This is a genomic window from Enterobacter sp. 148H3 (genome assembly GCF_034107425.1).
Lineage (GTDB): Bacteria > Pseudomonadota > Gammaproteobacteria > Enterobacterales > Enterobacteriaceae > Enterobacter > Enterobacter vonholyi.
Genome location: NZ_JAWNEI010000005.1, coordinates 84238 through 109696, shown reverse-complemented (window position 1 = coordinate 109696; position 25459 = coordinate 84238). Strand labels below are relative to the sequence as shown.

General features: G+C 55.9%; 27 protein-coding genes. 22 read left to right on the top strand and 5 right to left on the bottom strand.

Annotated elements, in window-relative coordinates:
* The first annotated feature begins 77 nt into the window (after positions 1 to 77).
* Positions 78 to 866, top strand: coding sequence for a siderophore-iron reductase FhuF (gene fhuF, locus USH94_RS09080; protein WP_111964097.1), 789 nt, complete (start codon positions 78 to 80; stop codon positions 864 to 866).
* A gap of 138 nt (positions 867 to 1004) precedes the next feature.
* Here fhuF and USH94_RS09075 read toward each other — a convergent pair whose 3' ends face one another.
* Positions 1005 to 2351: a PTS sugar transporter subunit IIC gene (locus tag USH94_RS09075; RefSeq protein ID WP_111964098.1), complete on the bottom strand. Its 1347-nt coding sequence runs from the start codon at positions 2349 to 2351 to the stop codon at positions 1005 to 1007.
* 328 nt (positions 2352 to 2679) lie between these two features.
* Between USH94_RS09075 and USH94_RS09070 the strand changes: the two genes are divergently transcribed.
* A complete protein-coding gene (locus USH94_RS09070) occupies positions 2680 to 3138 on the top strand; it encodes a YbaK/EbsC family protein (protein ID WP_111964099.1) in 459 nt (152 codons plus the stop codon).
* Positions 3139 to 3176: 38 nt separating this feature from the next.
* Here the strand turns inward: USH94_RS09070 and bglJ are convergent, their stop codons facing one another.
* Together bglJ and USH94_RS09060 are read right to left on the bottom strand one after the other, a co-directional pair.
* On the bottom strand, positions 3177 to 3812 hold the full coding sequence (bglJ, locus tag USH94_RS09065; RefSeq protein ID WP_111964100.1) for a DNA-binding transcriptional activator BglJ: 636 nt from the start codon (positions 3810 to 3812) through the stop codon (positions 3177 to 3179).
* A complete protein-coding gene (locus USH94_RS09060) occupies positions 3809 to 4546 on the bottom strand; it encodes a helix-turn-helix transcriptional regulator (protein ID WP_111964101.1) in 738 nt (245 codons plus the stop codon). Before USH94_RS09060 ends, bglJ begins: the two co-directional genes overlap by 4 nt.
* 409 nt (positions 4547 to 4955) lie before the next feature.
* Between USH94_RS09060 and USH94_RS09055 the strand changes: the two genes are divergently transcribed.
* The 18 genes from USH94_RS09055 (at position 4956) to USH94_RS08970 (ending at position 20165) form a co-directional block, all read left to right on the top strand.
* Complete coding sequence (locus tag USH94_RS09055) at positions 4956 to 5732, top strand: threonine/serine ThrE exporter family protein (protein ID WP_111964102.1); 777 nt, start codon at positions 4956 to 4958, stop codon at positions 5730 to 5732.
* On the top strand, positions 5723 to 6196 hold the full coding sequence (locus tag USH94_RS09050; protein ID WP_020885295.1) for a threonine/serine exporter: 474 nt from the start codon (positions 5723 to 5725) through the stop codon (positions 6194 to 6196). The genes USH94_RS09055 and USH94_RS09050 overlap by 10 nt, the downstream gene beginning before the upstream one ends.
* Positions 6197 to 6263: 67 nt before the next feature.
* On the top strand, positions 6264 to 6905 hold the full coding sequence (locus tag USH94_RS09045; protein ID WP_111964103.1) for a TetR family transcriptional regulator: 642 nt from the start codon (positions 6264 to 6266) through the stop codon (positions 6903 to 6905).
* Positions 6906 to 6946: 41 nt separating this feature from the next.
* Positions 6947 to 7399 (top strand): MarR family winged helix-turn-helix transcriptional regulator, encoded by a 453-nt coding sequence (locus USH94_RS09040; RefSeq protein ID WP_111964164.1) that lies wholly within the window; start codon positions 6947 to 6949, stop codon positions 7397 to 7399.
* An 84-nt stretch (positions 7400 to 7483) separates the two neighbouring features.
* Positions 7484 to 7912, top strand: coding sequence for an organic hydroperoxide resistance protein (locus tag USH94_RS09035; protein ID WP_111964104.1), 429 nt, complete (start codon positions 7484 to 7486; stop codon positions 7910 to 7912).
* Positions 7913 to 8060: 148 nt separating this feature from the next.
* Positions 8061 to 8606 (top strand): primosomal protein DnaT, encoded by a 546-nt coding sequence (gene dnaT, locus USH94_RS09030; RefSeq protein ID WP_111964105.1) that lies wholly within the window; start codon positions 8061 to 8063, stop codon positions 8604 to 8606.
* Positions 8603 to 9340: a DNA replication protein DnaC gene (dnaC, locus tag USH94_RS09025; protein ID WP_014168503.1), complete on the top strand. Its 738-nt coding sequence runs from the start codon at positions 8603 to 8605 to the stop codon at positions 9338 to 9340. The genes dnaT and dnaC overlap by 4 nt, the downstream gene beginning before the upstream one ends.
* 82 nt (positions 9341 to 9422) lie before the next feature.
* Positions 9423 to 9905, top strand: coding sequence for a DUF2501 domain-containing protein (locus tag USH94_RS09020; RefSeq protein ID WP_111964106.1), 483 nt, complete (start codon positions 9423 to 9425; stop codon positions 9903 to 9905).
* Between the two features lie 270 nt (positions 9906 to 10175).
* On the top strand, positions 10176 to 12467 hold the full coding sequence (gene opgB, locus USH94_RS09015; protein ID WP_111964165.1) for a phosphatidylglycerol--membrane-oligosaccharide glycerophosphotransferase: 2292 nt from the start codon (positions 10176 to 10178) through the stop codon (positions 12465 to 12467).
* A gap of 180 nt (positions 12468 to 12647) precedes the next feature.
* Positions 12648 to 13286: an EAL domain-containing protein gene (locus USH94_RS09010; RefSeq protein ID WP_111964107.1), complete on the top strand. Its 639-nt coding sequence runs from the start codon at positions 12648 to 12650 to the stop codon at positions 13284 to 13286.
* The gene (locus USH94_RS09005; protein ID WP_111964108.1) at positions 13283 to 13825 is read left to right on the top strand and encodes a helix-turn-helix transcriptional regulator; all 543 of its coding nucleotides are present in this window, start codon (positions 13283 to 13285) and stop codon (positions 13823 to 13825) included. The genes USH94_RS09010 and USH94_RS09005 overlap by 4 nt, the downstream gene beginning before the upstream one ends.
* A 32-nt stretch (positions 13826 to 13857) precedes the next feature.
* The gene (locus tag USH94_RS09000) at positions 13858 to 14352 is read left to right on the top strand and encodes a spore coat U domain-containing protein (protein WP_111964109.1); all 495 of its coding nucleotides are present in this window, start codon (positions 13858 to 13860) and stop codon (positions 14350 to 14352) included.
* Positions 14353 to 14354: 2 nt separating this feature from the next.
* On the top strand, positions 14355 to 15131 hold the full coding sequence (locus USH94_RS08995) for a molecular chaperone (RefSeq protein ID WP_111964110.1): 777 nt from the start codon (positions 14355 to 14357) through the stop codon (positions 15129 to 15131).
* Positions 15052 to 17340, top strand: a complete 2289-nt coding sequence (locus tag USH94_RS08990; RefSeq protein WP_258525032.1) for a fimbria/pilus outer membrane usher protein — start codon at positions 15052 to 15054, stop codon at positions 17338 to 17340. The genes USH94_RS08995 and USH94_RS08990 overlap by 80 nt, the downstream gene beginning before the upstream one ends.
* Positions 17331 to 18287: a spore coat U domain-containing protein gene (locus USH94_RS08985; protein ID WP_111964112.1), complete on the top strand. Its 957-nt coding sequence runs from the start codon at positions 17331 to 17333 to the stop codon at positions 18285 to 18287. The genes USH94_RS08990 and USH94_RS08985 overlap by 10 nt, the downstream gene beginning before the upstream one ends.
* Positions 18288 to 18413: 126 nt before the next feature.
* Positions 18414 to 19154: a winged helix-turn-helix domain-containing protein gene (locus tag USH94_RS08980; RefSeq protein WP_111964113.1), complete on the top strand. Its 741-nt coding sequence runs from the start codon at positions 18414 to 18416 to the stop codon at positions 19152 to 19154.
* Position 19155: 1 nt separating this feature from the next.
* Entirely contained in the window at positions 19156 to 19629 is a 474-nt protein-coding gene (locus USH94_RS08975) for a hypothetical protein (protein WP_023615762.1), read from the top strand.
* A 29-nt stretch (positions 19630 to 19658) separates the two neighbouring features.
* Positions 19659 to 20165, top strand: a complete 507-nt coding sequence (locus USH94_RS08970) for a GNAT family N-acetyltransferase (protein ID WP_111964114.1) — start codon at positions 19659 to 19661, stop codon at positions 20163 to 20165.
* Between the two features lie 92 nt (positions 20166 to 20257).
* Here the strand turns inward: USH94_RS08970 and tsr are convergent, their stop codons facing one another.
* Positions 20258 to 21922: a methyl-accepting chemotaxis protein gene (gene tsr / locus USH94_RS08965; protein WP_111964166.1), complete on the bottom strand. Its 1665-nt coding sequence runs from the start codon at positions 21920 to 21922 to the stop codon at positions 20258 to 20260.
* Positions 21923 to 22005: 83 nt separating this feature from the next.
* On the bottom strand, positions 22006 to 22446 hold the full coding sequence (gene hpaR, locus USH94_RS08960; RefSeq protein WP_023334396.1) for a homoprotocatechuate degradation operon regulator HpaR: 441 nt from the start codon (positions 22444 to 22446) through the stop codon (positions 22006 to 22008).
* Positions 22447 to 22716: 270 nt separating this feature from the next.
* On the opposite strand from hpaR, the gene hpaG reads away from it, so the two are divergent.
* Both hpaG and hpaE read left to right on the top strand, forming a co-directional pair.
* A complete protein-coding gene (gene hpaG / locus USH94_RS08955; protein ID WP_111964115.1) occupies positions 22717 to 23994 on the top strand; it encodes a 4-hydroxyphenylacetate degradation bifunctional isomerase/decarboxylase in 1278 nt (425 codons plus the stop codon).
* Positions 23991 to 25457 carry a 5-carboxymethyl-2-hydroxymuconate semialdehyde dehydrogenase gene (gene hpaE / locus USH94_RS08950; RefSeq protein WP_111964116.1) on the top strand — a complete coding sequence of 489 codons (1467 nt, stop codon included), beginning with the start codon at positions 23991 to 23993 and terminating at the stop codon, positions 25455 to 25457. The genes hpaG and hpaE overlap by 4 nt, the downstream gene beginning before the upstream one ends.
* Positions 25458 to 25459 lie beyond the last annotated feature (2 nt).

Below are 25459 nucleotides of genomic sequence, written 5' to 3'. Positions count from 1 at the left end.
CCGGACAAAAGTCTTGCCATTGGTATAAGCAATAGTTAGGATTGGCAATCATTATCATTTAGATTTCTATCTATACTATGGCTACGCATACCGCACACATCATCGAACCACTCCTCTGGCGAGCGCCCCTCACCAGCGGGAATGTTTCGCTTGCGGATGCCATACGGGATAAGATTGCGGAGACGCGCGCCCACCTGCTGGACTTCATCAGGCTTGATGAAGCGCACCCGAATCACGCCATGACGCTCTCAGAGTGGCGTCACCCGACAAAACTGCAGTCTCTGCTGGCTACCTATTCCGACCATATCTATCGCAATCAGCCCACCCTTACGCGGGAAAATAAACCCCTGCTCTCTCTCTGGGCGCAGTGGTATATCGGGCTGATGGTGCCACCGCTGATGCTGGCGCTGTTAACACAGAAGAGCATGCTGGAACTCTCGCCGGATAATTTCCACGTCGAGTTCCACGAAACCGGACGTGCGGCCTGTTTCTGGATTGATCTCCACGAAGACCAGAACGCTGAACGCCTGACGGCTCAGGAGCGTATGGAGCAGCTTATCATCCAGGCCCTGATTCCGGTGGTGGAAGTGCTTGAAGCGACGGGAGAGATTAACGCAAAGCTTATCTGGAGCAATACGGGCTATTTAATCCACTGGTATTTAACGGAAATGAAGCCTCTGCTTGGTGATGAGAACGTTGATGCCCTGCGTCAGTCCTGTTTCTTTGCAAAACGGCTTTCCGATGGCCGTGACAACCCGCTATTCCGCACCGTCGTGCTCCGTGATGGGCTTCTGGTTCGCCGCACCTGCTGCCAGCGCTATCGCCTGCCGGACGTTAAGCAGTGTGGGGACTGTACGCTGAAGTAGAGCAGTGAATTGCCCGGTGGCGGTTCGCTTACCGGACCTAAAAACGGGCCCGGCCTGATGCCCTCACCCTGACCCTCTCCCACGGGAAGAAGGAACAAACACTAAAAACGGCAACGTGCGTTGCCGTTTTGCTTTTACCTATGCCACCTGCTGATTGTCCTCTTCCGCGTTACGCTGCGCTTCTTCCGCTTCCTGCTCCAGCAGCTGTTTCTCGTATACTTTGAAGAACGGGAAGTAGATGATTGCCGATACGCAGGCAAGAACAACAACCAGAATAGCCGCGCGGAAATCCCAGCCCAAAGCCCACGCTGCACCTATTGGCGCCGGTGCTGTCCAGGGGACTACTGAGATGACGCGGCCAATCAGATCAAACGTCATCGCCGCCCAGGCCAGCACGGCATTTACCATCGGTGCCAGCAGGAACGGAATAAAGAACACCGGGTTCATCACAATCGGCGTACCGAAAATGACAGGTTCATTGATGTTAAAGAAGCTGGGTACCACGCTCAAACGCCCGATAGAGCGTAAATGCGCTGAACGGCTACGCAGATAGCAAATCACCAGCCCCATCGTGGCGCCCGACCCGCCAATCACGATAAAGAACGTCCAGAACGCCTCCATAAAAATATGCGGAAGAGGCTGGCTGGCGGCCAGAGCGGTCTGGTTCGCGCCGAGGTTCGTGAGCCAGAACATCTGAAGCATCCCGGAGACGATGGCGGCTCCGTGGATCCCGGCGAACCACAACAGATGACCAATCAACACGGCCAGCAGGATCGCAGGCAGGGAATCCGCTGCGGAAACAAGAGGTTTAAAGATCGACATAATGGCCTGCGGGATCAGCATGCCGAACTGAGACTGAATGACCAGGCTCAGAGGGTAAAGCGTCAAGACCACCACCAGCACAGGGATGAGCAGATCAAAAGAGTTTTTGATCATCGGAGGTACCTGGTCTGGCAGGCGAATACCGATGTTGTGCACCTTGAGGAAACGCATCATCTCAACGCAGTAGATCGCCACCAGAATCGCGGTAAAAATCCCCGTTCCACCAAGGCTGTCGACAGGCAGCGTGCCTTTGGTTTTCGGTGCCGCGACCAGCAGAAATGCCATCAGCGACAGCATGGCGCACATAAACGGGTCTAACTGGTGCGATTTGACATAGTGTTTGCCAAGGTTATAGGCAATGGCCGCACAGATATAAATGGACATAATGCCCATCGTCATATCAAACGGCGTCAGGATCTGACCTTCAAACTGCTTCGCCATATCCAGCCAGGCGCGGGCGAAACTCCAGGTGGTATCAGGCGAAAACGGCGGGTATGCGAACACTAACAAAAATGAACCCACAATCATGAATGGCATCGCGGAGATGAACCCATCACGAATGGCCATCACATGACGCTGGGAAGAAATCCGCCCGGCAATCGGGCTGACGTAATTTTCAACAAAACGGAATATCAGGTTAAACGCAGCATGGTTGGCAGACATGGCAGATCTCCTGTCAGACGTTTGTTACGGGCACATTTGCGCCGCACGTTGTTCCATAAATCACCTTCACAACCTTGCTGGCTTGTGTACCAGTAGTACTGCTAAGACGGAATGGTTTCATAATTTGCTCTTATTATTAGATACAGGGGACGTTACGTACTCAGTATTAATCGACGCATCACGCTCTGCAACCGGTTACTGTAACCGGTTTCCGTGATTGTGAAGAGGATCCAGAAATCAGCCGTTCGGTATATTTGTTACTGAAGAGATATTTACAGAGCATAAATTCTTATGACAGATTACGCAGGATATTTGTCAGGAGGAAACAATGAGTTTGCAGTCTGTACAGCAGTTTTTTGCCGACAACGCGCCGGATATAGACGTCATTGAACTTAACCAGAGTACCGCTACCGTTGCGTTGGCTGCTGCCGCCCACCGTGTGCAACCGGGACAAATCGCCAAGACCTTGTCACTAAAGGTGAAAAATGAGGTGATTCTGGTGGTAGCGAAAGGCGATGCGCGTCTGGATAACAAAAAGCTGAAAGACACCTTTGGTGCAAAAGCGCGCATGCTCAGCAGTGATGAAGTGGTGACCATAACTGGTCACCCCGTTGGGGGCGTGTGCCCGTTTGGCCTGGAAAACCCGCTCGCGGTTTACTGCGATGTCTCGTTAAAGCAGTACGCCGAAGTGCTGCCCGCCGCAGGCGCAATTCACAGCGCTGTGCGTATCTCACCTGACAGAATGGCAGAGCTGACTTCCGCAAAATGGGTGGATGTTTGCATCTGATTGATGCGCCAGAGACTGTCTGGCGCGCAACAGGCAGGTTATAAAAAGGTCGGCTTGCTAAGCGTCGGACTTCGCGGTTCTCTTGCCGAAAGGTGGGTAATAATATCTGCCGCATCGAGCAACCCTACGTCAGAGTTCACCCCCAGCTTCACCATCGCATTAAACTTATGCGCCCGGATGGTCTTAATATTGCGTTCAAGCCGTGCCGCGATTTGAGGAATGGAATACCCGCAAGACATATAACGCAATATTGCCCTTTCCGTTGGGCTTAACATTCTGCTTTGACTCCGGTACCAGTGATTCATCATATTGTCATTGATGCGCAAGGTTTCACTCAACAACACCATGAGTTCCTTCTGCAGGTGCTCAAGCGTCAGCGATTTACTAACCACACCGTGAAGGCGTGACGGGGAAAGATGGCTAATTAATCTTGCTTCCATCTCGTCTGCAACCAGGATGATGCGCTGGATATGACCATGCGTAAACGCAAAATCCCGCAGGTGCGCCAGGCAGCTACGACGCTTTTCCCGAGCATCGGAATAGGAATAGATCAGCGAGAAAAAATTGACGTGCTGAAGTGCTTTCTTAAAGCTGTCAAATTCACTAAACAGATGCAGTTGATAATGATTCAGGCCGGGCATCGCAAAAAGATGCTGTAGCCCAACAGCACTCATCGTGCAATTTTCGACGATGGCAATATGGCTTGTTGAATCGGTTTTTTCCATTCTTCGAACTCTCCATAGGCTGACATCAAACTCAGCTCTCGCATTCCCTGTGAACTGTTTATCCAGGCGTACATATCTGCATTACTACGTAATGAAAGTCGTCGCATCGCACTGTTTTTCTGCGCACTGATGGTTTTATTGCTCTTCTTGAGCAATGTAGCGATTTGGTTGATCCCCCATCCTTTACCTAAAAGTCTCAGTACCTTGCGTTCGGAGTGCGTGAGAGCGATAAGATGTTCGTTTTCCTCCTCTGAACTTAGAGGTTCCGGGGTTAACAACATCTGGCTTACCCGCTCTGCGCGTTCTCGTCCTGCCCGTACAGCGTTAACTAAGCCTTCAATAGGTTCCATATCAGAAAGCAACGTACTTTCAGGGCGCACAAGTAACTCAACGGCAATAGGGTTAAGTGGTCGCGAAACTAAAAAGATCCAGTGAATATCCCGGTATTGATTCATTAAACTGAAATACTCTTCGAGCGCGCCCCGAGGATTCCAGTATTCGCCTGAAATGTCTGCAATGATGACGTCAGCGCGGCGTAACTGGAGCAGAGTTAACTCCTGCAATGAGCTGCAATAGGTCAATTCAAAATCGGGGAAATTGCGAGTCATCACGCCCCCTAACCCGTTTTGCATCACAGGTATCCGGCTAATGATAACGCTATGCTTACCGTGCAATGACAACATAGACCCTCCGTGTCCATTCTTCGTTTGATGAGTGACATTAAAACGCATCAACGTATGAGTATTTTTGTCCCTGATTGAAATGCAGGTTAATACAAGCAGAAGATGAGATGTATTCTTAGTATAAGAAATGCCTAAACAGCAGTAATATCTCACAAAGCGAAACTAAATTTAATTGCAGTGCCATTAAAATAACTACAATATAAAATTAGAATAACTAAATATAAATAACTTATCTTTCAATATTAATTATTCATGAAAATGATAAATTAATCCCAACCTCCTCCGCACTAAGGGGCGGCAACTGTTTGCATAAACCTTGATCTGACCCACAGCAAGAGACACTGCACTTTGTGTTAAAAGTAATCGCTATGGGCCAACCGGCAACTTTCACCCTTTTTCAGGACAATACATGCAGGCAGATCGGTCAACGCAGCGTGCTATCACGCGGCTATGTATCCAGTGCGGTCTTTTTCTGCTCCAGCACGGCGCGGAAAGCGCGCTGGTTGAGGAGCTTTCCACCCGACTGGGACTGGCGCTGGGTATGGATAGCGTTGAAAGCGCTATTTCATCCAACGCCATTGTGCTGACCACGATCAAAGACGGTCAGTGCCTGACCTCCACCCGCAAAAACCATGACCGTGGCATTAACATGCACGTCGTGACCGAAGTGCAGCACATCGTCATCCTTGCTGAACATAAGCTTCTCGAACTTCGGGAGATTGAAAAAAGGTTCAGCCAAATTAAGCCATTACGTTATCCGCGCTGGCTTGTCGTGTTGATGGTAGGGCTGTCGTGCGCCTGCTTTTGTAAGCTCAATAAAGGCGGCTGGGACGGTGCGATCGTCACCTTTTTCGCCAGCAGCATCGCCATGTATGTTCGCCAGCTGCTGACGCACCGACAGCTGCATCCGCAAATTAACTTCTGTATTACCGCGTTTGTCGCCACCACGGTTTCCGGTCTGCTGCTGCGCCTGCCGCAGTTTGCCAGCACCCCGACGATTGCTATGGCCGCCAGCGTGCTTCTGTTGGTCCCGGGCTTTCCGTTGATAAGCGCCGTCGCCGACATGTTTAAAGGGCACATCAATACAGGTCTGGCACGCTGGGCTATTGCCAGCCTGCTGACGCTGGCGACCTGCATCGGCGTGGTCATGGCCATGACACTCTGGGGGTTACGCGGATGGGCGTGATAGATTTTCTGCTGGCGCTGGCACAGGACATGCTTCTGGCCGCCATTCCTGCCGTCGGATTTGCGATGGTATTTAACGTTCCGCAACGCGCGTTGCCATGGTGTGCACTGCTGGGCGCGATTGGGCATGGCTCGCGAATGGTGATGATGACGGCGGGTTTTAACATCGAATGGTCAACATTTATGGCTTCCATGCTGGTTGGCAGTATCGGCATCCAGTGGTCGCGCTGGTATCTGGCGCATCCCAAAGTGTTCACCGTCGCCGCCGTTATCCCGATGTTCCCGGGCATATCTGCGTACACAGCGATGATTTCCGCGGTGAAAATCAGCCATTTTGGCTACACCGAACCTCAGATGATCCTCCTCCTGAGCAACTTTCTTAAGGCGTCGTCCATCGTTGGCGCGCTCTCTATCGGGCTGTCGATCCCCGGGCTGTGGCTGTACCGCAAACGCCCACGCGTTTGATATTTGTGTTATTTCGCTGCCGTGGAGATAATCCTTCTGGTCCGTTTGGTGAAAATAAGGAAAGGATGTGGCTAACCCTGGCAGCGAACACCCCGAGCACAGCGAAGAATCTAGCCTGAAAGAGAAAATCTTTCAGAGCGCCATCGCGCTTTTTGCCGAGTATGGATTGAACGGTGCCCGCATGGAGCAGATCGCGGAGAAAGCGGGTACGACCAAACGCATGGTGGTTTACCATTTTAAGAATAAAGAGAACCTCTATCTCCTGGTCCTGGAACATGTTTACACTCAGATTCGCGCCAGTGAAAAAGCGCTAAGCCTGGCGGGAATGCCTCCCGTCGAAGCGCTGGTCAATCTGGTTGAAGCTACCTTTGACTATCATGCCGACCATCCGGATTACATCCGTATTATCTGCATGGAAAACATGCAGCGCGGCCGCTTTATGCAGCAGTCGAACTATCTTCGTCAGGTCAACCGTAGCGCGCTCGACCTGCTGGAGGGCATCCTGCACCGGGGCAAAGAAAAACAGCTATTCAGCCAGACCGTTGACGCCCGCGATCTTCACCGCCTGATAAGCAGCTTCAGCTTTCACTACGTTGCCAACAGCTACACCTTTACGCTGTTGTTTGAAGATGGCGCAGACGAACAGGCTCAGCGCGAGCACTACCGCAAAATGGCCGTTCAGGTAGCGCTCCGTTACACCTGCCCATAAAATTGCTTGCAATTAAATCGCACACTATCTATATTCATCTCATGAACGCGAAAACGAACGACGCAACCGCTGCGCTCAAGCTGGATAACCAGCTCTGCTTTGCTCTCTATTCGGCAAATCTGGCGCTTAATAAGCTGTACCGGCAGCTGCTGGCACCGCTGAACCTGACTTACCCGCAATATCTGGTGATGCTGGTGCTGTGGGAGCAGGATGACATAACGGTGTCGGACATCGGCGAACGGCTGTTTCTGGACTCTGCGACGCTGACGCCGCTGTTGAAGCGGCTGGAAAGTGCCGGCCTAATCAACCGTCACCGTTCGCGTAAAGACGAACGTCAGGTCGCCGTCACCCTGAGTGAAGCGGGACGTGAGCTCCAGCAGCAGGCATTGGGTATTCCCGATGCGGTGGGTTGCGCAGCGCAGTGTGATACTGACACCCTGCTGGCGCTCAAACAGCAGCTCGAACTTTTGCGACAACAGCTACACCGCGCGTAACGCTATACTTTACGCGTTATTATTTACCCACATATATCGCACGCTATTTAATAGCACATATCAAAACAAGATGAGGAACCTGCCATGTCTTTAGAAAAAGTTGTTTATACCGCCAAAGCAAAAGCCACCGGTGGCCGTGACGGCCGTGCCACCTCCTCCGATGGCGTACTGGACGTCAAACTGGGTGTGCCAAAAGAGATGGGCGGCATGGGCGGAGAAGTGACTAACCCTGAGCAGCTGTTTGCTGCGGGCTACTCTGCCTGCTTCCTGGGCGCGATGAAGTTCGTGGCCGCACGCGACAAATTCACCCTGCCAAAAGATGCCTATATTGAAGGCGAAGTGGGGATTGGCCCGCTGCCAACCGGTTTTGGTATCGAAGCAAAGCTGAACATCCATGTTGAAGGTATGGATCCGGCGGAAGCTAAAAAGCTGGTCGATGCGGCACACATTGTTTGCCCGTACTCTAACGCGACCCGCGGCAACATCGACGTCACGCTGAACATCATTGCGTGATAACTGCCTGATGGCGCTGCGCTTATTCGGCCTACAACTGTAGCCCCGGTAAGCGCAGTGCCACCGGGGAAATCCCCTCCTTCCCTTTCCCCTCTCTGTGCTACCATAAGCCCATATCACGCCCGTAGTAATCAGTAGAGTAAGCGTTATGTCCTCCAGAATTCTGACCACCAGCATTGCTGGCATTGATGCCTTTATGCGCGACCCACGCGGTGTGTTGACCCACGCCGAAGGCGGCACGGTAGCCGTTTTTGCCGACAACGCGCCGGCGTTCTACGCAATCACGCCGGAACGCCTGGCACAGCTTCTGGAGATTGAAGCGCAACTGTCACGCCCGGCGAGCGATGTCACGCTGGACAACCAGTTCTTTGATGAACCGGTCAACGTTCCCGTGACCGTTCCAATGGGAAAATTTGCCCTGTACGCGGGCTGGCAGCCGGATGCGGATTTTCAGCGGCAGGCCGCGCTGTGGGGGATTGCGTTAACCCAACCGGTCACCGCGGAAGAGCTTGCCGCGTTTACTGCCTGGTGGCAGGCGGAAGGGAAAATCTTCACCCATATTCAGTGGCAGCAAAAGCTCGCGCGTCATCTGCAAATTACCCGCGCCGGCAACAATGGCCAGCCAAAACGCGACATCAACGCGTTTTCAGAACCGGATAAACAGATCCCCAGCGGATTCCGAGGTGCGAAATGAAGAACGTCGGCGACCTGATGAAACGTCTGCAAAAAATGATGCCTGCCAACGTGAAGCCTGCTTTCACCACCGGAGAAGAGCTGCTGGCGTGGCAAAAAGAGCAAGGTAAGATCCGCGCCGCCGCGCTTGCCCGCGAAAATCGGGCAATGAAAATGCAGCGCACCTTTAACCGTTCCGGTATCCGTCCCCTGCACCAGAACTGCTCGTTCGATAACTATAAAATTGAGACCAACGGGCAGATGAACGCCCTTGCCGCCGCCCGTCAGTACGTGGATGAATTCGACGGCAATATCGCCAGCTTCATTTTTAGCGGCAAGCCGGGCACCGGCAAAAATCACCTTGCTGCCGCCATCTGCAACGAGCTGCTTCTGCGCGGTAAATCGGTCCTTATCATCACCGTGGCCGATATCATGTCCGCGATGAAAGACACCTTCAGCAACCGCGAAACCAGTGAAGAGCAATTGCTTAATGATTTAAGCAATGTCGATTTACTGGTCATCGACGAGATTGGCGTTCAGACGGAATCCCGCTATGAAAAAGTGATCATCAACCAGATTGTCGATCGCCGCTCCTCGTCCAAACGCCCCACCGGCATGCTGACGAACCATAACATCGACGAAATGACCCGCTTATTAGGTGAACGCGTCATGGACCGCATGAAGCTGGGTAACAGCCTGTATGTCATTTTCGACTGGGAAAGCTACCGCAGCCGCGTCACCGGCAAAGAGTATTAAGACAGTTCCAGGAATCGCCGACAGGGCATAGGTATATACTGGAACCCCTCGGCCCAAAACGGACCTTTTTGAGAGAGCCATAATGAAAAAACAGATTCTAATCAGCACCTTTTTAGGCGCGCTGCTGGTGACCGGCGCAGTGCAAGCGGCGTCCTGGCAGGAGTCCCTGTCAAGCGCAGCAAATGAGCTGACCAAAGAGAGCAGCAGCTCTCAGGGTGGACTCTCCGCCTCTTCTCTTACCAGCCTGCTGGGCAACAGCTCCCAGAGTCTGAGTGCGGGCACGATGAACAACGCGGCGGGGATTCTGGAATATTGCGCGAAGCAAAAGCTGGCCTCCGTGACCGACGCGCAAAACGTGAAAAACCAGGTGTTGGGTAAACTGGGTCTGGATACCCAGGAGCAAAAAGCGGACACCAACTATATGGACGGCATTCAGGGCCTGCTTAACGCACAAAACGGGCAGCAGCTGAATCTGAGCACCCTCGGCAACTCTTCTCTGGCAAAACAGGTGAAAACCAAAGCCTGCGATCTGGTGCTGAAACAAGGCGTTAATTTCATCTCCTGATCCATCCCATTTTCTGCCACAACACGCCGCGTTTAATGCGATAGTCTTGCAGCGCGGCGCTAAATGAGCGTTTTCCCCACCTGCCACCGCCTCAGCGTCCGTTTGTCAGGATGTGCACGTCTTCATAAAAACGATTTTCTAAACCAAATCCTAACAACAGCACACTTTCGTGACACTAAAATTGCAGCTTAACGACATCGCAATTACATTGTATGACCCAAAAAATAAATAGTTAGCCAGCGAATTATCTGGCGTCACGAGGATATGCTGTTGTCTGAATTCATGTCTCTTATCCTTTTTCTGGCTTCTGTCGGCGTTTACGCGTGGAAAGCCGGCCGTAACACCTGGTGGTTTATCGCCACGCTGGTGGTGCTCGGCATTTTTATTATTTTAAACATTACCTTATACGCCAGCGATTACTTTACCGGTGACGGTATTAACGATGCGGTACTCTACACGCTGACGAACAGCCTGACGGGCGCGGGTGTGGGCAAGTACATTCTGCCGGGGCTGGGCCTTATCGTCGCGCTGGTGACGATATTTGGCGCACTGGCCTGGGTGCTGCGTCGACGTCGCCATCATCCGCACCATCATGGCTACAGCCTGCTGGCGTTATTCCTGGCGCTGGCCTCCGTCGACGCCAGCCCGGCATTCCATCAGATCACCGAGCTGGTGAAATCGCAGTCGCGCGACGGCGATCCGGATTTCGTGGCTTACTACAAAGAACCGTCGAAAACGATCGCCAACCCGAAGCTCAACCTGGTCTATATCTACGGTGAAAGCCTGGAACGCACGTACTTTGATAACGATGCATTCCCGGAGCTGACGCCGGACCTGGGTGCGCTGAAAAATGAAGGGCTCGATTTCAGCCACACCATGCAGTTGCCCGGTACGGATTATACGATTGCCGGGATGGTTGCCTCCCAGTGCGGTATTCCGCTGTTCGCGCCTTTTGAAGGTAACGCCTCAGCCTCCATGTCGACCTTCTTCCCGCAGAATATTTGCCTCGGCGATATCCTGAAAAATTCCGGCTACGAAAACTATTTTGTGCAGGGGGCAAACCTGCGCTTTGCCGGAAAAGATGTGTTCCTGAAATCCCACGGTTTTGACCACCTGTATGGCTCAGAAGAGTTAAAAACGACGGTTGCCGATCCGAGCTACCGCAACGACTGGGGCTTCTATGACGATACGGTACTCGACGAAACCTGGAAGAAATTCGAGGAGCTGTCCCGCGCGGGCAAGCGTTTCTCTCTCTTTGCGCTGACGGTGGACACACATCATCCGGACGGATTTGTCTCGCGCAGCTGCAAACGCAAAAGCTATGACGTGGACGGCAAAAACAACAAATCTTTCAGCGCCGTCACCTGCAGTCAGGAACACATTGCCGCGCTGGTCGAGAAAATCAAAGCCTCGCCCTGGTTTAAAAACACCGTCATCGTCGTTTCGTCTGACCATCTGGCGATGAAAAACAGCGCGTGGGATCAGCTCAATAAGCAGGATCGCAGCAACCTGTTCTTCGTGCTGCGCGGTGACCAGCCGCAGCAGGAGGTGATCGCCACCAAACGCAATTCCATGGATAACGGCGCAACCGTGCTGGACATTCTGGGCGGCGACAACTTTATTGGCCTTGGCCGCAGCACGCTGTCGGGGCAGTCCCTGTCGGAAGTGTTCCTCAACATGAAGGATAAAATCCTCGCCTGGAAGCCAGACATTATCCGCCTGTGGAATTTCCCGAAAGAGATGAAGGACTTCACCGTCGATCGGGATAAAAACACGATTGCCTTCTCGGGCAGCAGCTTCCGTCTGCCGCTGCTGGTGCGCGTGTCGGAAGGGCGCGTTGAGCCGCTGCCGGAAAGCGAATATTCCGCGCCGCTGCGCTATCAGTTGGCCGATTTCGCGCCACGCGATAATTTTGTCTGGGTCGACCGATGCTACAAAATGGGCCAGCTCTGGTCGCAGCCGCTGGCGCTTTCTACCGACTGGTGCGTCTCTCAGGGTCAGCTCGGCGGGGAGCAAACCGTGCAGCACGTGGATAAGGCGCAGTGGAAGGGCAAAACCGCGTTCAACGATACGATGATTGATACCGCGCGCTATCAGCACAACATCGACATGCTGAAAATCAGCGATAACGATATTCGCTACAAAGCGGATAGCTTTATCTTTAACGTGGCCGGCGCACCGGAAGAAGTGAAGCAGTTTAGCGGCATCTCGCGTCCGGAGTCCTGGGGGCGCTGGTCCAACGCGCAGCTGGGCAATGAGGTGAAAATTGAATACGCCCATCCACTGCCGGAACAGTTCGACCTGGTGATCACCGCCAGAGCGTATGGCCCCAATGCTAACAAGCCCGTACCCGTGCGCGTGGGGGATCGGGAACAGACGTTAACGCTTGGATACGACGTGAGCACGCACACGCTACATTTTGAGAACCCTTCGCGCAGCAATACCCTGGTGATCGTGCCACCGGACCCTCAGTCCACGAATGAGGGAAATATCCTTGGGCATTCACCGCGCGAGATCGGAATTGGCATGGTCGAAATCAAAATCATCAGCAAAGCGGGTTAATGCGCGTTGCGCCCGGCATTCTGTCGGGCGCTTATGAAAATAAATAATCCTTTATAAGTGTTATAAATTAGATAAAAACACTTTATATAAACCATTTTTATCTATAAATATCCCGCCAAAAACCAAATCAATAAAATGTGCAGCTCCTGAAATCACCACGGAGCGTTACGCACTTTTATCATGCTAACCGGCTATAAGTTCGAATCCATCCGGGCACTGCGCAGCGAAAATGTGATTGCCTGGGAGGTATTGTCCACGGCAAAGCCCCACGTCGATCTTGAAGACTACTTTGCCGCGATGTCCTCGACGCAGCGTAAGGCGCACTTCTTTGCGCAGCTTCGTCATGCCATGTTTTGCGAAGAGGGCGACAAGTATTACCTCAATGCGACATCGGATTTACTGCTGGAAACGGACTTCCTCGACAGGCTCAAAGAAGAAACACCCTGCCCGGAGAGACTTGCTATCGAGGTCACCGATCTCCATACGATGGTACAACTCGACGATACGCAAAGCCGGGCGCTGAGGAAATGCATCGCAACGCTCCATCAGTGGGGAATAGAAGTGTGGGCAGACGATGTTTGCGAAGACCTTCTTCCCGAACTTTTGACCAGCCAGATCCGCTTCTGCGGCATCAAAATTGACAAACATACCTTCTGGAACGGACGGACCGAGCAGGCAAAGTTTCTGCATCTCACCCGCCAGTGCAAGCGCGTCGCCAGCAAGGTACTGATCGAAGGCATCGAAACCGCGGGTGATTTCGCGCTGGCCCGCGCCAGCGCGGCCGATTACGGCCAGGGCTATCTGTGGGGTAGAAAATGACCCCTTTCATTCTGAATGCTGGTTATCAGGTTATCGTTCTGAGCGGGAATACGTTTTTATGGCTTGGCCTCACTTCGCTGATCTCGACGGCCGTTACCCCTCGCCCGGAGATGTATTGGATCCATGACGTTAATCCGGAAGGGCTTTTGCGCCTGCAGGAACGGCTACTCAATACACACGCTGGAGAGAACTGGCTGGTATTTACGGATGCAGCGCGGGTCTGCGACGTTCACGCCTTCCTGCGCAACGAGCGGGTCCGAGTGGTCGCGGACAACCTCTCTTTTGCGCAGCTAAGCCACTGTTTTAGCGACACGACATTCGCCTTCGAAAACGCCGCCATGCTCTCGTATCAGGAGAGACGGGTTTGCATGTTGCTCCATAAAGGATTCAGTCCGGTTCGCATCGCAAAAATCATGAATAAGTCCCCTAAAACGATCTACACCCACAAGCGTAACGCGATGAACAAATTTTGCTGCCACAGCCTGGCGGAATTCCATCGAAAACTCTGCCTGCTGGACGCTCAGTCATTCGCTTTGTAATTCCACTGTTACTCACGTCAGGAAATAAAATCATGAAAATTATTCCCACCGTTGCATGTTGTTCCGTTCTCCTGCTTCCTGCTGCTGCGATCGCCGCAGACAGTAGCGCAAGCGCGACGATGCACGTATCACTTGAGGTCGTAAAGTCATGCACCCTAAAAGCCAACGACCTCAACTTCTCACGTCACGGCTCCGATGAGTCGAGCGAAATCCAGGCCAAAACGCAGGTCGATATCGTCTGTACCAACGGTACGCCTTTCACCCTCACCGCCACCAGCAACGACGGGGAAAATGGAACCTTCTGGCTGAAGCCGGAAAACGGCGAAACGGGCGCACAGAAGATTGCGTGGAAACTCTTTGCCGACGAAGGCAAACAGACGCAAATCACCGGCACGAATGGCCTGGACGATACCGGCAACGGTGCGGAACAGGAGGAAACCCTGTATGGCGTCATTGAAGCCGGGGCGCTGACAACCGCCCAGGCAGGTACCTACAGCGACGATATCACGTTAAAACTGGAGTACTGATCGTGCGTCGCTACCTTCCCTGCTTCATTCTGTGGCTCATGATGCTGGCGCTGCTGTCACGCTACGCGCTGGCCGCCACGCTTCAGGTGGCCCCGGTAACGCTCGATCTGCAGAGCGACCAGCGGGCAGCGGCGGTCTATCTCACTAACAGTGGGAAAGCGGCCATCCATGCGCAGATTCGGGTGTACGAATGGACGCAAAAAAACGGTAAAGATGTTCTGGTGAACACCGGGGAGGTGGTCACCAGCCCGGCGATGACATCACTGGCGCCGGGCCAGCAGCAGCTGGTGCGCATTATCGTCATGAAGCCAGGCAACCGTGCAAAGGAGCAAAGTTACCGGCTGGTCATCGACGAACTGCCGGACGCCACGTCCCGCGCCGCCAATCCCACCGCGGTGCACTTCCTGCTGCGCTACTCGATTCCGGTGTTTATTGCCGGGAACCAGAGCGCGCCAGCCAGCCACGATGCCCTGAGCTGTGAGCAGGCAGACATACCGGCCACTCTCCGCTGCTTTAACGCCGGAAACCGCCATATCCGCCTGAGCCACCTTGAGGCCCTGACGGCCGATGGGCAGGTTGTAGGGTCGATTAAAGGCCTGGCGGGCTATGTGCTCCCGGGACAAATCGCCCTTTTATCGCTCAAGCAGCCCTCACGACACGCGCTCAGCTCGCTGCGCGTCTATCTCAATGATGACCATCATGCCAGCCAGATACCCCTGCGCCCGCTCGCTTCTCGCGCTCCTGTTTTGGCTACCGCTCATGCTGTCAGCCCGGACTGAACCCGCCGACACCGTACAATGGCTGGCCATTACCGTGAACCACGCTCCGCGAGGCGAGCTGTGGGCCTGCCGGGTGGTGGATAATGCGCTATGGATAAGCCGCAGCGACATGAAAAAGCTGGGGCTTCACGCCCCGGACGATCGCGCAGAGTGGGTTGAGCTGACCTCCCTGCCGGGCCTGAAGGTCAATCTCGACGCGCTGTCCCAGCAGGTGTCGATTACCGCAGAGGCAGAGGCGCTCGAGGGCCAGCAGCATCTGACCGTCTCAAGGCCCACGCCGATGTACCGCTATCCTGATGCGCAGCCCGTCAGCGCCTATACGCTCGGATACGCGCTCTACGCCAGCGACGCGCAGGGGAAGCGCCAGCTTAACGCCCAGACCATGCTGACCGCCTCCGGAGGGCTGCCCGGAACGTTCAGCAGCAGTTTTTCAAGCCATGCCGGGGAGGAAAACAGCGCCGGTCGGCCTACCCACACCCGTCTCGAAACCCGCTGGCAGTGGGACAACACCGACTCGCTGACAACGCTGGCGCTGGGCGACAGCATCACCACCGGCACCCGCTGGAGCCGGCAGGTACGCTTTGGCGGGCTGCACTGGGCACGTAACTTTGAGCTTAATCCCCAGCTCAATACCGAACCGCGCAGCCGCTACAGCGACACGGCCGTGCTGCCTTCCACGGTCGATCTATATATCGACGGACTTAAGCAGAGCAGCCAGCGCGTCACGCCGGGAGACTTTCTGCTGGATACCCTGCCGTCCTTCACCGGCAGCGGGCAGGCGGAGGTGGTGATTACCGATATCAACGGTCAGCGTCGCGCCGTACAGCTCGATCTCTACGGCGCCCCGGGCATGCTGGCGGAAGGGCTCAGCAGCGGTTCGCTGGACATCGGCTGGATGCGGGAAAACTACGCCCTGCACTCCGACGACTATGCCGCCTCGCCGCTGCTGGACGCGGGCTGGCGCTATGGAGTGAATAATCACCTGACGCTGGCGCTGCATACGGAGCAGCAGCGCAGGCTGCGCAACGTGGGTACGGGCGCTGACTGGCTGGTCTCCCCCGCCGTAGGGGTGGTCAGCCAGCACGTTGCCGTGAGCGACAGCCCTTACGGGCAGGGCGTTCAGTGGGGCCTCGGCTGGCAGTGGAACGGCAGAGGAACGGGCATTTCTGCCAGCACCGTCCGTACCGGGGCGGATTTCGCCGACAACGCCCGCATGAGCGGTGCCGCGCCCGTCAGGCGCAGCGACAGCGTGTGGGTAAGCCAGTCCGTTCCCCACTTCGGCACCGTGGGCGCGGGCTGGGTACAGCAGAACATTCAGGGCAGCACAGAGCGCTACCTCAACGCCTCCTGGTCGGTGTCGCTGCCGGCACACATCTCCACCACGCTGAGCTATACCCGCTCGTTTACGGACGCGTCGAGCCACGTTCAGCTGCTGCTTTCCGTCCCATTGGGTCGCGAGGACACGCTCTCCGCTCAGGCCAGCCGGGATACGCCGCGCATGGATTACCGCCACCAGCCGGACGATGAGGCCGGCGGCTGGTCATGGGAGCTGGGCCAGGGTTTTGGCGAACGACGTGAAAGATATGCGGACGTAGGCTATCTGGGCCGAGCGGGCGAATGGCACGTTGGGCTGCAGCAGGGTGCCAGCCAGGGCAACCAGTACGCCTCCGCCGAAGGTAGCCTGACGCTGCTGGACGGCAGCCTGCACGCGCTGCGCTACATCCAGCAGGGCATGGCGCTGGTCTCCACGCACGGTATTGGGCACGTACCGGTGATGCTGGAAAACCGCCCGGCCGGTGAAACGGATGAGGACGGTTATCTCCTGCTGACCGACCTGCCGCGCTACCACAACAGCAAAGTCAGCATTAACCCGCTCGATCTGCCCGCCGATGTGATCGCCCCCGTCACCGACATGCATGCCAGGCCGGGCAACAGCAGCGCGGTCAAAGTCGATTTTAACGTCCATCACGCCGTCACGGTTCAGGCCCGGCTGGTCGACAGCCGCCGCAGGCCGCTCCCGCTGGGCAGCGTCGTGTCAATGCCGCAGGGTGCCACCATCGTGGGACGCGATGGCTTTATCTGGCTTGAAGATCCGCCCCTGCCGGGTGAACTGGTGGTGAAAACCGGTGAGGGAGCGTGCCGGGTCACGCTTCCGGCGCCCCGTACCGCGTCATCTATACAGAATATCGGAGAACAACTGTGTCATTAAGAGCACCGTTATTATTGCTGCTCGTCCTGTCCGTGAAGGCGATGGCGGCGGCCTGCTGGATAACCTCCATGCCCGCCATTAACTTTGGCAACGTCGTGGCGGGCAATACCACCTCCGTCAACACCGAGGTCAAATTTAGCTGCCAGGCCGACAATGAGGGCAGGACAGAATATCTCAACGTCTGCCTGAGCAGCGTAGACGCCCCGCCCTTTGAGATGATCTCGCCGGGGGATCAGGAGGGGAAACAGTACACCCTCCTCTTCCGCCTGCTGAACGGCGCAGCGCACTCTCAGGAGCTGGGGCCTGCCAGCAGCGGGAACCTGATTCAGCAGACTCTGGCCGCGCAAAGCAATGCCAACGTCAGCGGTACCTTTCCCCTTATCGCTACCATTCCGGCAGGGCAAAGCCAGCTTCCGGCCTACCACTATTACAACTACAACATGAATCTGCGTATCGCCTGGCACAGCGCCCTGCGTCAGGATGCCCTGCAAAACTGCTCGGACGGTTCCGCAGAGCGGGAGCAGGTGCAGGGCGGCACCAGCGCTCAGGCCGAGATCAGCCAGGGATGCTACATCGAGCGCGTGACGCCCCTTAACTTCGGCACCCTGACCAGCACCGCGACCCTGCGTCCGACGCGTTCCACCGCCACCCTCACCACGCGCTGTCCGGCCGGAACCGCGTTCACCCTTGCCATGGGCAAAGGCAACCATGCCAGCGGTAACCAGCGGCAGCTCTGCAACAGCGAGGGCCAGTGCCTGCGCTACGGGCTCTGGCAGGATGAGGCGGCCACGCAACGCTGGGGAGATCGAAGCAGCGGCGATGCGCTGCAGGTCACTAATCCCGCTGGCGGCACCCAGAACTACACCGTTTATGGCGAGGTCCCGGCACAGCCGCTAACCGGTACCGGGGAATTTATTGATGACGTGATTATCACGCTGACTTATTAAACCACCCAAAATCCTGTCTGGATCAATGTTATCGGTAACAGTGGCGTTAAAATAGCCAGCAATGCAGCCCGGAAGGCGTAGACCTTCTCTTTTTATTTTTTATCTCTGTTTTTATTACAACAACTTATGAAATACCTGCTTGCTGACGCCATCGTCTATAACGACGAGGACGGTTCTGTTTCTCTTATCAATGCGCCGGATGAGGATGCGCAGCTCCTCACCTGTACGGCCAATACCATCATGAAGCTGCTGGTTCAGCATCATGGGAACGTGGTTGAACGGGAAACCTTTCTCCAGGAAGTCTGGGATCGGCGAGGGCTCCAGGGATCTAACAACTCCTTAAACCAGTACATCAGCATTCTGCGCAAGATGCTGGCGACCCTGCTTCCCGACGCGCTGCTTATCGTTACCGTACCGAAAACGGGCTTTATGCTCAGCGCAGACGTCACGGTCACCCCGCTGGAGGAGGCCCCGCCGACCGCCGAAACGGCAAAACCTGCATGGCGCGTTCGCCCGGAATGGCTGTTCTGCGGCGCGCTCACGCTGGTCGTCGTTGCGCTATGCCTCTGGATCGCGCTGATCAAGCCAGAAAATTCACAAAAGGAGCTCCATCTGCTGACGCATATCGGCACCTGCCCGGTCTACACCTTTACGCCGCTGGCGGATGTATTTCACGGGAAGGCAATAACGCTGGCGCAAACGCTTCAGAAGGACGGCCATCTTCCGTGCCTGAAAAATTCAATTTTCTACATGCACATTCAGAGAACGCTTTTCTACGGCCACGAAGGGCGGCTGGTGCTCTCCCAATGTTCCCTCACGCGGGGTAAAGCCAGCGCCTGTCGTACGCTTTACTATTACGAGTGGTGATATGAGACACAAAAAAGTTTGGCTAATCCTGTTCCTCAACCTGCTGCTGCTGGGCGCCGTGACGGCGTGGTACTTTCACACGCCCCCGCTGTCGGTGGCCTGCGATGGAAACCTGACCTTCTCCGACCGGCGCGACAGCCACGATTTCACCTTTGACGGTGAGATCATTATGCGTTTTCATCCCGACAAAACGGGGTACATCACGGTTAACGGCAGCGTAGTGAATGCCCCGCGCAGCTGGGAGGTTTCCCGCCAGGAGATGTTTAAATGGCGTCACGTGGAGGGCGAACTGTATGAGATTGCTATTCAAAAAGTGGAGCGTTTTAGCCATGACGCCATGCCGCCCGGGGTCTTTGAAAAATACGTTGCCGGCCTGACGCTGGGCAATAAAAGGCTCCTGACAATAGAGCGCACGCCGGAAGACGCGCTGGTGATCAGCAATTTCTATTCGCCGGTGCTGATCTGCTCGGAATAATGTCGACGGGTCAGGCTATACTTGCCGCCATGACTATTCGCATTCGCCCTACCACCCGCAACGACGCTGCCGCCCTGTCCGCCATTGAACGCGCGGCGGGGGAGCGCTTTCGTGAAGACCCGGAACTCGCCTGGCTTGCCGATGGCGAGGTCATTTCCACTGACCAACACCTCGGCTATGTCGAACGCGGGCTAAGCTGGCTGGCGCTGGCAAACGACCAGCCCGTCGGGTTTATCCTCGCCGAAGCCCATCCGTCATCACTGTTTATTGTCGAACTCTCGGTCGATCTGCACTGGCAGGGAGAAGGGATCGGCAGGCAGCTCATCGCCTGCGTGGCAGACTATGCACGTAAAAGGGGGCTGACAGCGCTGACGTTGACGACGTTCAGGAACGTACCGTGGAATGCGCCGTTCTATGCTCGGCTGGGGTTTGAAAAAATGACGACGCTGACGCCTGAACTGCGTCGGAAAAGGGAAGAAGAGACAGCGCACGGCTTCGCGTATGAAACGCGCTGCGCCATGCGCCTGCCTCTGTAATATCGCCCGGTAGCGCTGCGCTTACCGGGCCTACAAAACCCTGAACCGTAGGCCGGGTAAGGCGCAGCCGCCACCCGGCACAACAAACGGCGTTAGAAGGTTTCCCAGTTATCACCTGCATCAGCGGTAACCGCTTTACGCGCCATCGCCGGTGCTGCAACGGTTTTCGCAGAAGCGAATTCGCGCGCTTTCATCTGCTCCTGCTGAATGCGGAATACCGCTACGGCCTGAGTCAGACGGCTCGCCTGCTCTTCCAGTGCGGCCGCCGCTGCGGCAGATTCCTCAACCAGCGAGGCGTTCTGCTGGGTCACGCGATCCATCTCTGCTACCGCCAGGCCCACCTGGTCGATACCGCGGCTCTGCTCGTCAGACGCAGAGGCGATTTCACCCATGATGTCCGTGACGCGTGTTACCGCATTCACGATCTCACCCATGGTTTCACCGGCGCTTTCGACAAGCGTTGAGCCCACTTCCACGCGGCCCACGGAGTCTTCAATCAGGCTCTTGATCTCGCGTGCCGCCTGGGCGCTGCGCTGGGCCAGGTTACGTACTTCACCTGCCACCACCGCAAAACCACGGCCCTGCTCGCCCGCACGCGCCGCTTCTACCGCCGCGTTCAGTGCCAGAATGTTGGTCTGGAAGGCAATGCCGTCGATCACGCTGATAATGTCGGCAATTTTCTGCGAACTGCCCGCGATATCGCGCATGGTCTGCACCACGTTATCCACCACTTTACCGCCTTTCTGCGCGGTTTCGGAGGCGCTCAGCGCAAGATGGCTTGCCTGACGAGCGTTCTCGGCGTTCTGCTTAACGGTCGCCGTCAGCTGCTCCATGCTGGCAGCGGTCTCTTCCAGGGAAGCGGCCTGCTGTTCAGTACGGGAGGAGAGGTCGTTGTTGCCCATCGCGATTTCACTCGCGCCGCTGTAAATCGCATTCGCGCCGTTACGCACGTCGCCAACGGTACGCACCAGCTCGCCCTGCATATGACGCAGCGAGTCGGCCAGTTCACCCATCTCGTTGGTGCCCTGAACCTCAATGCGCTTCACCAGGTCGCCGCTGGCGATATGGCGAATGTTGTCGATCAGACGATTCAGCGGGGAGATCAGCGTCTGCTTGATGTTCAGCCAGACGGCCACGATCACCACCAGCACGGCAATCAGGACGCTAATCAGCACCCAGATAGCCTGGCTGTAGGAGCTGTTGCTGTCTTCGACCGCCGCCTGATACAGCTTGTCGTTCTGCTGCAGGTAGCTCACGTACTGCTTCTCAAAACCGTCCTGATAGCTCTGGGTCGGCTGGTCGAAGAAGGCGTTGATTTTGCCCGCGCCCAGCAGCTGAATCAGCTCCGCCAGCGCGCCGTGGTAAATATCATAGTTACGCTTGATCTCCATAGCATCCGCATCGCCTTGACGCGGATCGCGCGGCAGGGCTTCATAGGCAGCCCAGTTTTTTTCCGCCTGTTTCAGAGACGTAGACGCGATTTGCATCAAATCGTTAACGGTCGCGCCGCTGCCGATATTGCTCTGATCCATCATGTAGCGGATACCCGCACGGTTCAGGGTATTACGGGTTTGCAGCAATGCTACCCAGCTGGCGTTCAGCGTGGATTGTTGCTGGCGAATGGTTTGCAGGACGGTGAAATTCTCTTTGTCATTCTTAAGGGCATTAAAGAAAAGACCACCGGACGTGAGTTGTAAAAGGCCAAATATCGCTAAAACCAGCATTAAGCTGGTGACAATCTTGATACGGTTTAACATGTTTTCTCTTTCCTCAGACAGATACAGAATTTTCGGCCTGGAAAGGGAAAACTTTACGAAAATCATCCTGGAATTTGTGGTTTTTACTCTTCTTCCCGCGCTGCGTTATGCCGGTTTCCGAGTTCAATAAACTCTTCCAGCAGCGCCGTCAGCTGTTTCATCTTCTCCGGCGTGTATTCCGCCTCGATCTGCTGATACGCCTCTTCGACCTGCGCCTGGGCGTGTTCATACAGCGCATTTCCCTCTTTGGTCAGCGATACGTACAGCTTGCGCTGGTCGTTCACCGGCTTTAAGCGCAGCACCAGGCCGTCGCGCTCCATCCGCGTCAGGATGCCGGTCAGGCTGGGACGCAGGATGCAGGTGCGAAACGCCAGATCGTGAAAATCCATCGACGGATGTTCAGCCAGCACGCGCACAATGCGCCACTGCTGCTCGGTCAGGTTATGGCGCTTCACGATGGGGCGGAAATAGGACATCGCCGCTTCCCGCGCCTGCAGCAGCGCGATGGTTAATGAATCATGCATAGCGTCTCCCCTTCACATCATTAACAAGTAAACAATCACTAAAAGATGTTTTTATAAACAACGCGTTTTCCGTCAAAAAGTCTAACAGAAACCCGTCAATTTTATTAACTCTATGATTTAAATATTAATAAAGTCCAACATGTAAATTTATTGTTATTCATATCACAAATTTTTCACTTCTGATTGCGAAATAAACAGCAAAAGCATAAAACCATATCATTAACATATTAATGAAATCCAAACCGGACATCCGGCCTGAGGAGTATGTGAATGAAAGGTACCGTTTTTGCCGTCGCCCTCAACCATCAAAGCCAGCGTGAAGCCTGGCGTGAGGCCTTTGAAAAAGCCCCCTACAACACGCCGCCGAAAACAGCGGTGTGGTTTATCAAACCGCATAACACGGTGATCCGCGCGGGCGAGCCGATCCCCTTCCCGCAGGGTGAAACGGTGCTGAGCGGCGCCACGGTGGCTCTGGTCGTGGGCAAAACCGCCAGCAAGGTGCGCGTGGAGGACGCCGCGGAGTACATCGCCGGATATGCGCTCGCCAACGAGGTGAGCCTGCCGGAAGAGAGCTTCTACCGCCCTGCCATCAAGGCGAAATGCCGTGACGGATTTTGCCCGCTCGGTGAAATGGTCGCCGTTGGTAACGTGGATAACCTGACCATCATCACCGAGATCAACGGCCGCGAAGCGGACCACTGGAACACGGCCGACCTTCAGCGTAACGCAGCCGAACTGCTGAGCGCCCTGAGCGAGTTCGCCACCCTCAATCCCGGCGATGCGATCCTGCTCGGCACCCCGCAAAGCCGCGTTGAGATCCGCCCGGGCGATCGCGTGCGTATTCTGGCGGAAGGTTTTCCCCCGCTGGAAAACCCGGTGGTGGATGAGCGTAGCGTCACTATTGCGCACAGCACGCCGCCGCACGCCACGCTGTTTGCCCTCGGTCTGAACTATGCCGATCACGCCAGCGAGCTGGACTTTAAGCCGCCAACCGAGCCGCTGGTATTTATCAAAGCGCCAAACACCTTCAACGGCGACGGCCAGACGTCGGTGCGCCCGAACAATATCGAATACATGCATTACGAAGCGGAGCTGGTGGTGGTCATCGGTAAAACCGCGCGTAAGGTCAACGAAGCCGAGGCGATGGACTATGTTGCGGGCTATACGGTCTGCAACGACTACGCCATCCGCGACTACCTGGAAAACTACTACCGCCCGAACCTGCGGGTAAAAAGCCGCGACGGGCTAACGCCCATTTCCCCCCACATCGTGCCGAAAGCAGCGATTCCCGACCCGCACAATCTCGCCCTGCGCACCTTCGTCAACGGCGAGCTGCGCCAGGAAGGCACCACGGCGGATCTGATCTTCAGCATCCCGTACCTGATTGCGTACCTGAGCGATTTTATGACCCTGCAGCCTGGCGACATGATCGCCACCGGCACGCCGAAGGGGCTGTCCGACGTGGTGCCGGGCGATGAGGTGGTGGTGGAAGTGGAAGGCGTGGGACGCCTGGTGAACCGAATTGTGAGTGAGGAGACGGCAAAATGAAAAAGATAAACCACTGGATCAACGGTAAAAACGTCGCGGGCAGCGACTACTTCCACACCACTAACCCGGCCTCCGGCGAGGTCCTGGCAGAAGTGGCCTCCGGCGGCGAAGCCGAAATCCATCAGGCCGTTGCCGCCGCCAAGGAGGCGTTCCCGAAGTGGGCCAACCTGCCGATGAAGGAGCGCGCGCGCCTGATGCGTCGTCTGGGCGATCTGATCGACCAGAACGTACCGGAGATCGCCGCCATGGAAACCGCCGATACCGGGCTGCCGATCCACCAGACCAAAAACGTGCTCATTCCGCGCGCCTCGCACAACTTCGAGTTCTTCGCCGAGGTGTGCCAGCAGATGAACGGTAAAACCTACCCGGTCGACGACAAGATGCTCAACTACACCCTGGTGCAGCCGGTGGGCGTCTGCGCGCTGGTGTCGCCGTGGAACGTGCCGTTCATGACCGCCACCTGGAAGGTCGCGCCGTGCCTCGCCTTAGGCAATACCGCAGTGCTGAAGATGTCTGAACTCTCCCCGCTGACCGCCGACCGCCTGGGCGAGCTGGCCCTCGAAGCAGGTATTCCGGCGGGCGTTCTGAACGTGGTGCAGGGTTACGGCGCGACGGCAGGCGACGCGCTGGTGCGTCATCACGACGTGCGCGCGGTCTCCTTCACCGGCGGCACAGCCACCGGGCGTAACATCATGAAAAACGCCGGGCTGAAGAAGTACTCCATGGAGCTGGGCGGCAAATCACCGGTGCTGATTTTTGAAGACGCCGACATCGAGCGCGCGCTGGACGCCGCCCTGTTCACCATCTTCTCCATCAACGGCGAGCGCTGCACCGCGGGCTCGCGCATCTTTATCCAGCAGAGCATCTACCCGGAATTCGTCAAGCGCTTCGCCGAGCGCGCCAACCGCCTGCGCGTGGGCGACCCGACCGATCCGAACACCCAGATTGGCGCGCTCATCAGCAAGCAGCACTGGGAAAAAGTCTCCGGCTATATCCGCCTCGGCATCGAGGAAGGCGCAACCCTGCTGGCGGGCGGCCCGGACAAACCGGTCGATCTGCCTGCACACCTGAAAGGCGGCAACTTCCTGCGCCCGACCGTGCTGGCAGATGTTGATAATCGCATGCGCGTGGCGCAGGAGGAGATCTTCGGGCCGGTGGCCTGCCTGCTGCCGTTCAAGGACGAAGCGGAAGGGCTGCGCCTGGCCAACGACGTGGAGTACGGCCTGGCGTCATACATCTGGACCCAGGACGTCAGCAAGGTACTGCGCCTGGCGCGCAATATCGAAGCGGGCATGGTGTTCGTCAACACCCAGAACGTGCGCGACCTGCGCCAGCCGTTTGGCGGCGTGAAGGCCTCCGGCACCGGCCGCGAGGGCGGCGAGTACAGCTTCGAGGTATTCGCGGAGATGAAGAACGTCTGCATCTCCATGGGCGACCATCCGATTCCAAAGTGGGGGATCTGAGC

Coding starts and splice junctions, on each gene's coding strand:
- USH94_RS09035 (WP_111964104.1), top strand. CDS start 7,484: ATGTCTTTAGAAAAAGTTGTTTATACCGCCAAAGCAAAAGCCACCGGT.
- USH94_RS09070 (WP_111964099.1), top strand. CDS start 2,680: ATGAGTTTGCAGTCTGTACAGCAGTTTTTTGCCGACAACGCGCCGGAT.
- hpaR (WP_023334396.1), bottom strand. CDS start 22,446: ATGCATGATTCATTAACCATCGCGCTGCTGCAGGCGCGGGAAGCGGCG.
- bglJ (WP_111964100.1), bottom strand. CDS start 3,812: ATGAGTGCTGTTGGGCTACAGCATCTTTTTGCGATGCCCGGCCTGAAT.
- tsr (WP_111964166.1), bottom strand. CDS start 21,922: ATGTTAAACCGTATCAAGATTGTCACCAGCTTAATGCTGGTTTTAGCG.
- USH94_RS09040 (WP_111964164.1), top strand. CDS start 6,947: ATGAACGCGAAAACGAACGACGCAACCGCTGCGCTCAAGCTGGATAAC.
- USH94_RS08990 (WP_258525032.1), top strand. CDS start 15,052: ATGCCAGCCAGATACCCCTGCGCCCGCTCGCTTCTCGCGCTCCTGTTT.
- USH94_RS09000 (WP_111964109.1), top strand. CDS start 13,858: ATGAAAATTATTCCCACCGTTGCATGTTGTTCCGTTCTCCTGCTTCCT.
- USH94_RS09010 (WP_111964107.1), top strand. CDS start 12,648: ATGCTAACCGGCTATAAGTTCGAATCCATCCGGGCACTGCGCAGCGAA.
- dnaC (WP_014168503.1), top strand. CDS start 8,603: ATGAAGAACGTCGGCGACCTGATGAAACGTCTGCAAAAAATGATGCCT.
- USH94_RS09005 (WP_111964108.1), top strand. CDS start 13,283: ATGACCCCTTTCATTCTGAATGCTGGTTATCAGGTTATCGTTCTGAGC.
- USH94_RS09060 (WP_111964101.1), bottom strand. CDS start 4,546: ATGTTGTCATTGCACGGTAAGCATAGCGTTATCATTAGCCGGATACCT.
- USH94_RS08970 (WP_111964114.1), top strand. CDS start 19,659: ATGACTATTCGCATTCGCCCTACCACCCGCAACGACGCTGCCGCCCTG.
- USH94_RS09055 (WP_111964102.1), top strand. CDS start 4,956: ATGCAGGCAGATCGGTCAACGCAGCGTGCTATCACGCGGCTATGTATC.
- fhuF (WP_111964097.1), top strand. CDS start 78: ATGGCTACGCATACCGCACACATCATCGAACCACTCCTCTGGCGAGCG.
- USH94_RS09050 (WP_020885295.1), top strand. CDS start 5,723: ATGGGCGTGATAGATTTTCTGCTGGCGCTGGCACAGGACATGCTTCTG.
- USH94_RS08980 (WP_111964113.1), top strand. CDS start 18,414: ATGAAATACCTGCTTGCTGACGCCATCGTCTATAACGACGAGGACGGT.
- USH94_RS09075 (WP_111964098.1), bottom strand. CDS start 2,351: ATGTCTGCCAACCATGCTGCGTTTAACCTGATATTCCGTTTTGTTGAA.
- USH94_RS08975 (WP_023615762.1), top strand. CDS start 19,156: ATGAGACACAAAAAAGTTTGGCTAATCCTGTTCCTCAACCTGCTGCTG.
- dnaT (WP_111964105.1), top strand. CDS start 8,061: ATGTCCTCCAGAATTCTGACCACCAGCATTGCTGGCATTGATGCCTTT.
- hpaE (WP_111964116.1), top strand. CDS start 23,991: ATGAAAAAGATAAACCACTGGATCAACGGTAAAAACGTCGCGGGCAGC.
- hpaG (WP_111964115.1), top strand. CDS start 22,717: ATGAAAGGTACCGTTTTTGCCGTCGCCCTCAACCATCAAAGCCAGCGT.
- USH94_RS09020 (WP_111964106.1), top strand. CDS start 9,423: ATGAAAAAACAGATTCTAATCAGCACCTTTTTAGGCGCGCTGCTGGTG.